We start from the raw sequence: 12281 nt of genomic DNA on the forward strand, positions 1-12281 counted from the left end.
GATGACGAATCAGTCGATGCAGCAGCGGTGGAACGCCGCCGTGATGGACACCTACGGCACCCCGCCGATCGCCCTGGTGTCCGGCCGCGGCGCGCAGGTCACCGATGCCGACGGCAAGGAGTACGTCGATCTCCTCGGTGGCATCGCGGTCAACGCGCTGGGGCATGCGCACCCGAAGATCATCGAGGCCGTGACGAAGCAGCTGGGCACGCTCGGTCACGTATCGAACCTGTACATCTCCGAGCCGGTGGTGCGGCTCGCCGAACGGCTCACCGAGGCCGTCGGCGTGCCGGGAACCCGTGTCTTCTTCGGTAATTCGGGTGCCGAGGCCAATGAGGCCGCGATCAAGATCGGCCGGCGCACCGGCCGCGCCGCGATGGTCGCCGCCGAGGGGGCCTTCCACGGCCGCACCATGGGCACGCTCACCCTCACCGGTCAGCCGCCCAAGCGCGAGCCCTTCCTGCCGCTCCTGGAATCGGTGACCCACGTGCCCTACGGCGATGTGCCGGCCCTCGAGGCCGCCGCCGAGGGCGCCGCCGCGATCTTCCTGGAGCCGATCATGGGTGAGGGCGGCGTCGTGGTGCCCCCCGAGGGCTATCTCGCCGCCGCCCGTGCCGCGGCCACGAGGGCCGGCGCGCTGTTGGTCTTCGACGAGGTGCAGACCGGGATCGCCCGCACCGGAACGCTCTTCGCGTACCAGAAGGCGGGCGTGACGCCCGATGTCTTCACCCTGGCCAAGGGATTGGGTGGCGGCCTGCCCATCGGGGCGACGGTGGCCGTCGGTGCCGCCGGTGAACTGCTCACCCCGGGCCAGCACGGAACCACCTTCGGCGGCAACCCGATCGCCGCCGCGGCGGCGAACGCCGTGCTCGACGTGATCGAGGCCGAGGGCCTGGCCGAGCGCGCCGACACCCTCGGCAAGCACATCGCGACGTCGGTCGAATCGCTCGGCCACCCCCTAGTCACCGGCGTCCGCGGTTCGGGCCTCCTGCTCGGCATCACCCTGGCGCAGCCCGTCGCCAAGGCGATCGAGACGGGCGCCCGCGACGCCGGCTTCCTCATCAACGCCGCCCAGGCCGATGTGGTCCGGCTCGCACCGCCGCTCGTCCTCACCGACGAGCAGGCCGACCGCTTCGTCGCAGCCCTGCCCGCCCTCCTCGATTCAGCCCAGGAGACCTCATGACCCGTCACTTCTTGCGCGACGACGATCTCAGCCCCGCCGAACTCCGCGAGGTATTGGCGCTCGCCGCGGAACTGAAGGCGGCGCCCTTCTCGCGTCGTCCACTGGAGGGTCCCAAGGGCGTCGGCGTGCTGTTCGACAAGAACTCCACCCGCACCCGGTTCAGCTTCGACGTGGGGATCGCCCAGCTCGGCGGGCACCCCGTGGTGGTCGACAGCAAGTCCACGCAGATGGGCCGCGACGAATCGCTGGCCGACACCGCGCGGGTGCTGTCGCGGTTCGTCGACGCGATCGTGTGGCGGACGTACTCGCAGGCCGGTCTCGAAGAACTGGCGCAGCATTCGACCGTGCCGGTGATCAACGCGCTGTCCGATGACTTCCATCCCTGCCAGATCCTCGCGGACCTGCAGACCATCGCCGAGCGCAAGGGCGCAGAAGGAACCGGGTCGGTCGCAGGTCTCAAGCTCACCTATCTCGGCGATGCGGCCAACAACATGGCCAACAGCTACATGCTGGGCTGCGCGAACGCGGGCATCGACGTGACCGTCAGCGGGCCCGAGGGCTTCCGGCCCGATCCGCGGTTCGTGCAGGCGGCCCGCGAGCGGGCCGCGCAGACCGGTGCCGAGGTCAGCGTGATCGACGATCCGGTGCTTGCTGTCGCCGGTGTCGACGTGGTGGTCACCGACACCTGGGTGTCGATGGGGCAGGAGGACGACGGGCTGGACCGCACGGCGCCGTTCCGGCCGTACCAGGTGAACGCCGAACTGCTCGCGCACGCCGATCCTGATGCGATCGTGCTGCACTGCCTGCCCGCCCACCGCGGGGACGAGATCACCGACGACGTGATCGACGGCCCGCAGTCCGCCGTCTTCGACGAGGCCGAGAACCGGTTGCACGCGCAGAAGGCGCTGCTCACCTGGCTGCTGGAGCAGTCATGACCGATCAGCCGCTCGCCACGCGCGCCGGACGGCAGGCGGCGATCGTCGAGATCCTGGCCAACCATCAGGTGCACAGCCAGGCCGAGCTGCAGGCGCTGCTGGTGCGCAACGGGTACGAGGCGACCCAGGCCACGATCTCCCGCGATCTGGACGAGTTGGGTGCCGTGAAGCTGCGCGGTGCCGACGGCGGCACCGGCGTCTACGTGGTTCCCGAGGACGGCTCGCCGGTGCGCGGCGTCTCCGGTGGCACCGAGCGGCTCTCGCGGCTGCTGGGCGAGTTGCTGGTTTCCACCGATCACAGCGGCAACATCTGCGTCCTGCGTACCCCACCCGGGGCGGCCAACTTCCTCGCGAGCGCCCTCGACCGCTCCTCGCTCCCCGAGGTGGTGGGCACCGTCGCCGGCGACGACACCGTGCTCGTGATCGCCCGCGAGCCGTTGACCGGGAAAGACCTCGCCGAGCGCCTGGTGTCGCTGGCATGAGTCGAACCGTGCCGTGTCCGCTGTGCGGGAACGCGACGCCCCGCTACTCGGAGCGGTACGACGCGGTGTGCCCGAGCTGCCATGAGCGGGCGATGTGTTCGCACGGGCAGCGCGTGAGCGGCTACAACACCTCGTTCAGCGGAGGGTTCGAGGCGCGGCATGCCGACGACACCGTGTGCGCGCAGGTGACCGGGACCGGGCTGGTAACGGTCGACGGGCGCGCCTGCCGCATGGGCGAGGCCAAGTTCGGCGGTGTCTACGTCGAGCCCGTTCCGCGCGGTGATCCGTCGCCGACCCGCATCGAATCTCCCACCATCGACGACAGATAGGCTCTACCCCATGTCTAAGGTTCTCTCCACCCTGCCCGTCGGCGAGCGCGTCGGCATCGCCTTCTCCGGCGGCCTCGACACCTCCGTGGCCGTCGCCTGGATGCGTGACAAGGGTGCTGTGCCCTGCACTTACACCGCCAACATCGGCCAGCCCGATGAGCCGGACATCGATGCCGTGCCCGGCCGCGCCAAGGAGTACGGCGCCGAGATCGCGCGCCTGGTGGACGTGCAGCCGCTGCTGGTGCAGGAGGGCATCGCCGCCCTGCAGACCGGCGCCTTCCACATCCGCTCGGGCGGCAAGACCTACTTCAACACCACCCCGATCGGCCGCGTCGTGACCGGCACCATGCTGGTGCGGGCCATGAAGGAGGACGGCGTCGACATCTGGGGCGACGGCTCCACCTACAAGGGCAACGACATCGAGCGGTTCTACCGCTACGGCCTCATGGCCAACCCCGCCCTGCGGATCTACAAGCCCTGGCTCGATTCCCAGTTCGTCTCCGAGTTGGGCGGCCGTAAGGAGATGAGCGAGTGGCTCGTCGCGCACGGTTTCCCGTACCGCGACTCCACTGAGAAGGCCTACTCGACCGACGCCAACATCTGGGGCGCCACGCACGAGGCCAAGGACCTGGAATTCCTCAACACGGGCGTGCTCATCGTGGATCCGATCATGGGTGTGGCCCCGTGGGACGAGTCGGTGGAGATCGCGTCCGAGGACGTCACCGTCACGTTCGAGGCCGGTGTTCCGGTGGCCATCAACGGCGTCGAGTACACCGATCAGGTGGAGCTGGTCCGCGAGGCGAACCGCATCGGCGGACGGCACGGACTGGGCATCTCGGATCAGATCGAGAACCGCATCATCGAGGCCAAGTCGCGCGGTATCTACGAGGCGCCCGGCATGGCGCTGCTGCACGCCACGTACGAGCGCCTGGTGAACGCGATCCACAACGAGGACACCATCGCCACCTACCACAACGAGGGTCGCCGTCTGGGCCGCCTGATGTACGAGGGTCGCTGGCTGGACCCGCAGTCGCTCATGCAGCGCGAGGCCATCATCCGCTGGGTCGCCTCCGCCGTCACCGGCTCCGTGACCCTGCGCCTGCGCCGCGGCGACGATTACTCGATCATCGACACCACCGGCCCCAACCTCTCGTACCACCCCGAGAAGCTCTCGATGGAGCGCGTGGGCGATGCCGCCTTCGGCCCCGACGAGCGGATCGGCCAGCTCACCATGCGCAACCTCGACATCGCCGACTCCCGTTCGCGGCTCGAGCAGTACGCGGCACAGGGCATCGTCGCCGGCGAGACCGCCGCGCTGGTGGGCGAGCTGGAGCAGGGCGGCGCCGATGCCATCGTGTCCGGCGGCGAGCGCATCCCTTCCGCGATCGACGAGGCCAGCAACCACGCCGCCTTCGATCTCGGTACCGACTAGGAGATCTCCGTGACCGACAACGCCGGCAAACACGGCACCAACGAGGGCAGCCTGTGGGGCGGACGGTTCGCGTCCGGTCCGGCCGAGGCGATGGCCGCGCTGAGCAAGTCCACGCACTTCGACTGGGCGTTGGCCCCGTACGACGTGCGCGCCTCGCAGGCGCACGCCCGGGTGCTCAACCGCGCCGGGCTGCTGTCCGACGACGACCTCGCCGCCATGCTGGCCGCGCTGGCGCAGTTGGGCGACGATGTCGCCTCGGGCGCCTTCCAACCTGCCGAATCCGATGAGGACGTGCACGGCGCTCTGGAGCGTGGCCTGATCGAGCGGGCCGGCGCCGACGTGGGCGGACGCCTCCGGGCCGGCCGGTCGCGCAACGATCAGGTGGCCACGCTGTTCCGGATGTGGCTGCGGGACGCCGTGCGGCTCATCGCCGTCGGCGTACTCGATGTGGTCGATGCCTTCGTCGAGCAGGCGCGGGCGAACCCCGCAGTGATCCTCCCCGGGAAGACGCACCTGCAGGCCGCGCAGCCGATCCTGCTGTCGCACCACCTGCTCGCATACACCCATCCGCTGCTGCGCGATGTGCAGCGACTGCAGGACCTGGACAAGCGGATCGCGATCTCGCCCTACGGCTCCGGCGCGCTCGCCGGCTCGTCGCTGGGGCTCGACCCCGACGCCATCGCGGCCGATCTCGGCTTCGATTCGGCTGCGGACAACAGCCTCGATGCGACCGCGTCCCGGGACTTCGCGGCCGAGGCGGCGTACGTCTTCGCGCAGATCGCGGTCGACCTGTCCCGGTGGTCCGAAGATGTGATCCTGTGGAGCACCGCGGAATTCGGCTACGTGACCCTGGCGGACGCCTGGTCCACGGGAAGCTCGATCATGCCGCAGAAGAAGAACCCGGATGTCGCGGAGCTCTCGCGGGGTAAGGCCGGCCGGCTGATCGGCAACCTGTCCGGGCTGCTGGCCACGCTCAAGGCGCAGCCGCTCGCGTACAACCGCGATCTGCAGGAGGACAAGGAGCCCGTCTTCGACTCCGTCGAGCAGCTGCGGCTCCTGCTGCCCGCCGTCGCAGGGCTCACCGCCACGCTCACCTTCCACCCGGGCCGGATGGCCGAGCTGGCGCCCGCCGGCTTCACGCTGGCCACCGACGTGGCCGAGTGGATGGTGCGGCAGGGCATCCCGTTCCGCGTGGCGCACGAGGCCGCGGGGGAGTGCGTCCAGGCAGCCGAGTCCCGCGGCGTGGGTCTCGACGGGCTCACCGACGAGGAGTTCGCCGCGATCCACCCGGCCCTCACCCCGCAGGTCCGCGAGGTGCTCACGGTGAGCGGCTCCGTGGGCTCTCGCAGCGCCCGGGGCGGCACCGCACCGTCGGCGGTCGAGCGGCAACTCGAGGCGGTCACCTCGACCCTCCCGGCTCTCCGCTCCTGGGCCGGCGCCTAACCACGTCCTCGATCGAACACCGTTACCGCGGCGCCCACCTGGGCGAATCGTCGCGGTAACGGTGTTCACGTGCGTTGGGGGCGGGCGAGCGGGCCCGTGATCGCCTGCTGGAGTGGGGGAGCGGCGAGGTTCACGACCTCGTCGACGGTGAGCGAGGCGACCGGCTCGAAGCGCACCACGTAGCGCGCCACCAGGAGTCCGAAGACCTGCGCCACCATGAGGTTCGCGCGCAGAGCGCCGTCGCCGGGGCCCGCGTCGAGCCGGTCGACGAACTCGCCGAGCACGATCTCCAGCAGGAAGCCGCGGACGAGCCCGGGATCGCCGTCGTTGCCCAGGTTGGTGCGGATCACGGCCACACCCACCTCGCGCAGGGGCCCGTCCCACAGCGTGAGGAGTGCGCGCACCAGGGTGCGTGCAGCATCGTCGAGGGGTGCCTCGCGGAGCGGGACGCGCACGGCATCGGGGTCGACGGGGATCGCCAGGGCGTCGAGATACAGCTGCTGCTTCGTGCCGAAGTAGTGATGCACCAGAGCGGAATCCACACCCGCGTCCGCGGCGATCCGGCGCACCGTCGTTCCTGCCATACCTCCCCGGGCGAACGCTGCCCGTGCGGCATCGAGGATCTCGGCGCGGGTGTCGGGGCTTCCCGACCGCCGGCCGGAGCGTCGCGTCACGCCGTCGTGCGCGGCAAGGTCGCCGCCGCCAACGCCAGCCCGACCACCGCGAACCCGGCGACCACCGCGAGCGACGCCCACATCGTGCCGGTCGCCTGCGCATGCGTCCCGACCTCCTGCAGGGCCTTCACGGCATAGGTCATGGGCAGCACATCGGCGATCGCGCGCAGCCAGCCCGGCATGTGATCGAGCGGAACCAGAAGGCCGCACAGGAAGATCTGCGGTACCACCACCACCGGCATCAACTGCACCGCCTGGAACTCGGTGCGCGCGAACGCGCTGCACAGCAGCCCGAGTGCCACACCGAGCCACGCATCGACCACGGCGATCAGCACCACGAGCCACACGCTGCCGGCGGTGGTCAGACCCAGGAGGTACACCGCGACGGCGGTCGCGACCACGGCCTGCGCCGTGGCGGCCGCGCTGAATCCTGCCGCGTAGCCGAACAACAGGTCCGCCTTGGCCATCGGCGTGGTGAGAAGGCGCTCCAGCGTGCCCGATGCCCGCTCGCGCTGCATCGCGATCGAGGTCACGATGAACATCAGCGCGAAGGGCAGTACGCCGAGCAGTACCAGCGCCACCCGGTTGAACAGGGCCGGCCCGCCCGGCGCATCGCGGTACAGGAAGTACAGCAGCGTGAGCAGCGCGGTCGGCACCACCACGATGAGCGCGATGGTCCGCGGATCGGCACGCAATTGGCGGAGTACGCGGACGGTGGTGGCGCGCGTGATGCTCGGGTTCAGGACCGTGCTCATGCCGCTGCCTCCTGCTCGCGGACGAGGGTGAGGAAGGCCTCGTCCAGGTTGGGTGCGCCCGTGCGGCGCAACAGCTCCGCCGGTGTGGAGGAGGCCACTAACCGGCCCTCGCGCAGCAGGACGAGCTCGGCGCAGTGCGCGGCCTCGTCCATCACGTGGCTCGACACGAGGAGCGTGGTGCCGCCGGCCGCCATCGCGGTGAACCGGTCCCACAGCTCGGCGCGCAGGAGCGGATCGAGCCCGACGGTGGGCTCGTCGAGGATGAGCAGCTCCGGGTGCGCCACGAGCGCGCAGGCGATGCTGACGCGCGATCGCTGCCCACCCGACAGGGCGTCGGCACGGCGATCGGCCAGGGCATCGAGGCCGACGGCGGCGATGGCCTCGGACACATCGGTTCTCGCGCTCGCCCGCCGGTCCGGATAGAGCGCACCGAAGTACGAGACGTTCTGGCGCACGGTGAGATCGCCGTACACCGCGGGGGACTGCGTGGTGTATCCGACGCGGGTCCGCAGACCGGCGCTTCCGGCCGGACTGCCGAGCACCGTCGCCGTGCCGCTCGTGATGCGCTGGGCGCCGACGATCGCCCGCATCAGCGTGGTCTTCCCGGAGCCGGACGGGCCGAGCAGCCCGGTGATCGCACCGGGCGCGATATCGGTGTCGATGTGGTCGAGCACGGTGACGCCGGAGCGCACCACGGTGAGCTGGGAGAGTGCGATCGCGCTGGTCATATCGTCTCCAACAATTCATTGATCGATGAATTCATCGATGGGTGAATCGTGCGCCCGGGGTGGGCTGCGCGTCAAGACCCGCCGATCGCAAACCTGCGAACGTGTTCTCGTTTCGGTGGCGCGGCGGAGAATCATCGATAACATCGAGGGATGACCGCTGAGCGCACCGTGCGCGATCTCATCGACGATCCGCGCCAATCCGAACCCGAGGAGCTCGCAACGCTGTTCGCGCAGCTCGAGCCCGTGAGCATCGACTTCATGCTGGGCGACTGGCACGGCGGTGAGTTGCCCTCCGGCCACCCGATGGACGGCGCGCTCGCCAAGGCGCGCTGGTACGGCAAGAGCTTCCGCTCGGCGAACGACGTGCAGCCGCTGGTGTGCCTGGACGACGAGGGGGCGAAGTACTCCAACGTCGCACTGGGCAAGGGGGAGGCGAGCCTGCGGCTGATCGACTTCGACGGCACGGTGACCGCCTCGATGGTCTACGACGGCCAGCCCGTGATCGATCACTTCGCCAAGGTCGACGAGGACACGGTGATGGGCATCATGACCGGGAAGAAGCTCGCGGCGCCGTACTTCTACTTCTATCTCGAGCGGGACAGCCGGCCGGCGCCCTCCGGCGGCTGTCTGGCGGACCGATGACGAGCACCGTCGCGCGGGTCGTCGCAGCGCCGGGCGAGGCACCCTCGAGCCTCGAGGTGCAGATCCCGGACCCCACCGGGAACCAGGTTCTCGTCCGGATCGCCGCGGTCGGTGTGTGCCACACCGATCTCACCCTCGCCGCGCAGTGGCCCGAGCAGGGCATGCCCGTGATCCTCGGTCACGAGGGCGCCGGCGTGGTGGAGGCCCTCGGGCCCGATGCGCGCGGTCTCGCGGTGGGCGACCGCGTGAGCCTCACCTTCGACAGCTGCGGTGCATGCGAGTTCTGCGCGGCCGGCACGCCCGGTTACTGCGAGCAGGCGATCGTGCGGAACTACCTGGGGCTCCCGGGGATACGGTCCGGCGAGACCGCCGTCACGGGCGGCTTCTTCGGCCAGTCCAGCTTCGCCGGATACGCCCTGGCCACCGACCGCAACGTGATTCCGATCGGCGATCTGCCCTTCGAGCTCGCCGCCCCTCTGGGATGCAGCGTGCAAACGGGCGTGGGTACCGTGACGCGGGCCCTGAAAGTGCAAGCGGGACAGTCGGTCGTGGTGTTCGGCACCGGTGCCGTGGGGCTCGCCGCGGTGATGGGGGCGAAGCTCGCGGGTGCCACCACCATCGTCGCGGTGGATCCGCGCGAGGACCGGCGCGAGCTCGCGCTGTCGCTCGGCGCGACGCACGCGGTAGAGGCGGGACCGCAAGCGGCGCACCAGGTGATCGAGGCGACCGGTGGCGGCGCCCACGCGGCGGTCGACACCACCGCGCGGCCCGAGGTGCTCACGCAGGCGGTCCTCGCGCTGCGCCCCCGGGGCGCGCTCGCGGTGGTGGGCCTCGGCGCACCGTCGGCCGAATTGCCGGTCATGCTCATCATGACTCGCGGGCTGCGGGTGATCGGCGTGATCGAGGGCGATTCCGAGCCCTCGGAGTTCCTGCCCGAGCTCGCTCAGGCGGTCCGCGAGGGAAGGCTGCCGGTGGACCGGATCGTGACGCCGTTCGCCGACTTCGACGAGGCGTGGTCGGCGGCGAAGGAGGGGACGGCGGTCAAGCCCGTGTGGGTGCCGCCCGCTGGGTAGCATGGCGGCATGGCCATCGACGCGACGCTGCTCAAGATCCTCGCCTGCCCGCAGGACAAGGGGCCGCTGCTATACGTGCCCGATGAGTTGTTCTACAACCCGCGGCTCCGTCGCGCGTACCCGATCGAGGATGGTCTGCCCGTTCTTCTGATCACCGAGGCTCGCGACGTCGACAACGCCGAACACGAGTCGATCCTGGCGCGCGCTGCCGGGTAACTCGTCACGTGACGAATGCCCGCGATGTGCGGGACCGGCTCGCTGACCACCCACTTCGCGCTGCACGCCTGATTCTGGGATCCGTCCTGGAGGTCGGGCCGGTGCGGGCGCGGATCGTGGAGGTCGAGGCCTACGGCTCTCCCGAGTACGGGCGCTGGCCCGATCCGGCGGCGCACACCTATCCCGGCCCGACACCTCGTAACGAGGTGATGTTCGGGCCGGCGGGTCACCTGTACGTGTACCTGTCGTACGGCATCCACCAGTGCGTGAACATCACCGCCGGACCCGACGGGGAGGGCGGCGGCGTCCTGCTGCGCGCCGCGTCGATCGAATCCGGCCTCGACCTGGTGCGGGAGCGCCGCGGAGTCCGCGATCCCGATGCTCGGCTTGCTGCCGGACCCGGCCGGCTCGGCCAGGCACTGGGGATCACCGTGGCCGACAAGGGAATCGACGTGCTCTCCCCGGATTCCGAGGTCCGGCTTCAGATCGCCGCCCGACGGGGCCCGGTTGCCTCCGGCCCGCGGATCGGCATCACCAAGGCGGTCGATCTGCCCTGGCGGCTGTGGTTGCAGGGCCACCCATCGGTGAGCCGCTGACCACGCACTATCGCCGGTCGTCCACAATGGACGGGTGAGTGCAGACATCCTCGAGGAACTGTCCTGGCGCGGCCTGATCGCGCAGTCCACCGACATCGAGGCGCTCCGCGAGCGCCTGGGAGCGGGGCCGATCACGCTCTATGCCGGGTTCGATCCGACCGCATCGTCGCTGCACGCCGGCCACCTCGTCCAGCTGCTCACGCTGCGCCGTTTCCAGGAGGCCGGACACCGTCCGATCGTTCTCGGTGGTGGGGCGACCGGCCAGGTCGGCGACCCGCGGGACGTGGGGGAGCGCGTGATGAACTCCGTGGACACGGTTGCCGAGTGGGCGGCGAAGATCGACACCCAGCTGCAGCGGTTCGTCTCCTTCGACGGCGAGAACGCCGCGATCCTGGTGAACAACCTGGACTGGCACGGGCAGATGAACGTGCCCACCTTCCTGCGCGATGTGGGCAAGCACTTCTCGATCAACGTGATGCTCGCGCGCGACACCGTCAAGCGCCGGCTCGAATCCGACGGGATCAGCTACACCGAGTTCAGCTACATGCTGCTCCAGGCGTACGACTACGTGGAGCTGGCCCGCCGCTACGACACCGCGCTGCAGATCGGCGGCTCCGACCAGTGGGGCAACATCGTGGCCGGGGTCGACCTGAACCGGAAGATCGACGGCCGGCACGTGCACGCGCTGACCACGCAGCTGGTGACCTCGTCGGACGGCAAGAAGTTCGGCAAGTCCACCGGCGGGGGTTCGCTCTGGCTCGATCCGGAGATGACCAGCCCGTACGCCTGGTACCAGTACTTCGTGAACACGGCGGATGCCGACGTCATCCGCTACCTGCGCTGGTTCACCTTCCTCACGCAGGAGGAGATCGCCGAGCTGGAGCGCGAGACCGCCGAGGCGCCGCAGAAGCGCACCGCGCAGAAGCGCCTGGCGGCGGAGATGACGAACCTCGTGCACGGGGAGGAGCACACCCGCGCCGTGGAACTCGCCTCGCAGGCTCTGTTCGGGCGCGGTGATCTGGGCGATCTCCCGGAGAACACACTGGCCGCGGCGCTCGAGGAGGCCTCCGTCGCGGAGGTCGCCCCGGGAGAGCCGCGCACGATCGTCGATCTCCTGGTGGCCACGGGGCTCTGCGAATCCAAGGGCGCCGCACGTCGCGCCGTCCGGGAGGGCGGGGCCTACGCGAACAACGTGAAGATCGACGCCGAGGAGTGGGAACCCACCTCCGAGAGCCTTCTCCACGGTTCTTGGCTGGTGCTGCGCCGCGGAAAAAAGTCGTTCGCGGGTGCCCGGATCCTTTGAGTCTGTTAACTGCGCAGGTCAGAAGCTCGACAGTCGGCCGCTGAAGCCGGATTCGACGCCGGAACAACGCGATGTGCGACGGATCACATCGGTGGGATTTCCGGGGCCTCCGGCGAGCGCAAGCCTCTGACCTGCGCAGATTAACGGCAAGTTACAGGCTGACCAGCGGATTTGATTGTTCGTTCCACGGTGCGTAACTTATTCCAAGTCAGCGAGACGCCGACCAGGACGGGGCCGAAAAGCCCAGGTCAGACGGCAGATCGAAGACCCGGCAAGATTCACGAGCCAGCCCCGGATTTGACTCCGAGACAGACCCTGATCTAAGCTGGAACGGTTGCTCCAGAGAGGCCCGCCTTGACAGGCGAGTTACAACGGAGTAACTTCGAACAAGTGCCTGCGAAGGTGCGGGTCAGACCCAGAGGGTGTGGCCGGCCGCGTTGGGCGTGTTCTTTGAGAACTCAACAGTGTGTCGATGAATTGTCAGTGCCAA

General features: G+C 69.5%; 14 protein-coding genes. 11 read left to right on the top strand and 3 right to left on the bottom strand.

Annotation, left to right across the window (positions count from 1 at the left end; translation table 11 throughout):
* Position 1: 1 nt before the first annotated feature.
* The 6 genes from ABD108_RS22015 (at position 2) to argH (ending at position 5804) form a co-directional block, all read left to right on the top strand.
* Positions 2–1183: an acetylornithine transaminase gene (locus tag ABD108_RS22015; RefSeq protein ID WP_343931392.1), complete on the top strand. Its 1182-nt coding sequence runs from the start codon at positions 2–4 to the stop codon at positions 1181–1183.
* Complete coding sequence (gene argF / locus ABD108_RS22020) at positions 1180–2118, top strand: ornithine carbamoyltransferase (protein ID WP_343931393.1); 939 nt, start codon at positions 1180–1182, stop codon at positions 2116–2118. Before ABD108_RS22015 ends, argF begins: the two co-directional genes overlap by 4 nt.
* On the top strand, positions 2115–2600 hold the full coding sequence (locus ABD108_RS22025; protein WP_255585434.1) for an arginine repressor: 486 nt from the start codon (positions 2115–2117) through the stop codon (positions 2598–2600). Before argF ends, ABD108_RS22025 begins: the two co-directional genes overlap by 4 nt.
* Before the next feature lie 113 nt (positions 2601–2713).
* The gene (locus ABD108_RS22030) at positions 2714–2929 is read left to right on the top strand and encodes a hypothetical protein (protein WP_343931394.1); all 216 of its coding nucleotides are present in this window, start codon (positions 2714–2716) and stop codon (positions 2927–2929) included.
* A 10-nt stretch (positions 2930–2939) separates the two neighbouring features.
* Positions 2940–4361, top strand: a complete 1422-nt coding sequence (gene argG / locus ABD108_RS22035) for an argininosuccinate synthase (protein ID WP_220655568.1) — start codon at positions 2940–2942, stop codon at positions 4359–4361.
* Between the two features lie 9 nt (positions 4362–4370).
* Positions 4371–5804, top strand: a complete 1434-nt coding sequence (argH, locus tag ABD108_RS22040) for an argininosuccinate lyase (protein ID WP_343931395.1) — start codon at positions 4371–4373, stop codon at positions 5802–5804.
* Positions 5805–5869: 65 nt separating this feature from the next.
* On the opposite strand, the gene ABD108_RS22045 is transcribed toward argH, so the two are convergent.
* Genes ABD108_RS22045 through ABD108_RS22055 form a run of 3 tightly spaced genes read right to left on the bottom strand, consistent with a single transcriptional unit; the run spans position 5870 to position 7961 of the window.
* Positions 5870–6478, bottom strand: coding sequence for a TetR/AcrR family transcriptional regulator (locus ABD108_RS22045; RefSeq protein WP_343931396.1), 609 nt, complete (start codon positions 6476–6478; stop codon positions 5870–5872).
* Positions 6475–7233, bottom strand: coding sequence for an ABC transporter permease (locus ABD108_RS22050; protein ID WP_255585433.1), 759 nt, complete (start codon positions 7231–7233; stop codon positions 6475–6477). Before ABD108_RS22050 ends, ABD108_RS22045 begins: the two co-directional genes overlap by 4 nt.
* Complete coding sequence (locus ABD108_RS22055; RefSeq protein ID WP_343931397.1) at positions 7230–7961, bottom strand: ABC transporter ATP-binding protein; 732 nt, start codon at positions 7959–7961, stop codon at positions 7230–7232. Before ABD108_RS22055 ends, ABD108_RS22050 begins: the two co-directional genes overlap by 4 nt.
* 150 nt (positions 7962–8111) lie before the next feature.
* On the opposite strand from ABD108_RS22055, the gene ABD108_RS22060 reads away from it, so the two are divergent.
* Genes ABD108_RS22060 through tyrS form a run of 5 tightly spaced genes read left to right on the top strand, consistent with a single transcriptional unit; the run spans position 8112 to position 11791 of the window.
* A complete protein-coding gene (locus ABD108_RS22060; RefSeq protein WP_220655564.1) occupies positions 8112–8603 on the top strand; it encodes a DUF4334 domain-containing protein in 492 nt (163 codons plus the stop codon).
* Positions 8600–9676 (top strand): NAD(P)-dependent alcohol dehydrogenase, encoded by a 1077-nt coding sequence (locus tag ABD108_RS22065; protein ID WP_305112865.1) that lies wholly within the window; start codon positions 8600–8602, stop codon positions 9674–9676. The genes ABD108_RS22060 and ABD108_RS22065 overlap by 4 nt, the downstream gene beginning before the upstream one ends.
* A 9-nt stretch (positions 9677–9685) precedes the next feature.
* Entirely contained in the window at positions 9686–9892 is a 207-nt protein-coding gene (locus tag ABD108_RS22070; protein WP_220655562.1) for a Trm112 family protein, read from the top strand.
* Positions 9893–9900: 8 nt separating this feature from the next.
* Entirely contained in the window at positions 9901–10488 is a 588-nt protein-coding gene (locus tag ABD108_RS22075) for a DNA-3-methyladenine glycosylase (protein WP_343931399.1), read from the top strand.
* Between the two features lie 34 nt (positions 10489–10522).
* Complete coding sequence (gene tyrS, locus ABD108_RS22080) at positions 10523–11791, top strand: tyrosine--tRNA ligase (RefSeq protein ID WP_343931400.1); 1269 nt, start codon at positions 10523–10525, stop codon at positions 11789–11791.
* The last annotated feature ends 490 nt before the right edge of the window (positions 11792–12281 follow it).

Source organism: Tsukamurella strandjordii (assembly GCF_039525985.1).
Taxonomy (GTDB): Bacteria; Actinomycetota; Actinomycetes; order Mycobacteriales; family Mycobacteriaceae; genus Tsukamurella; species Tsukamurella strandjordii.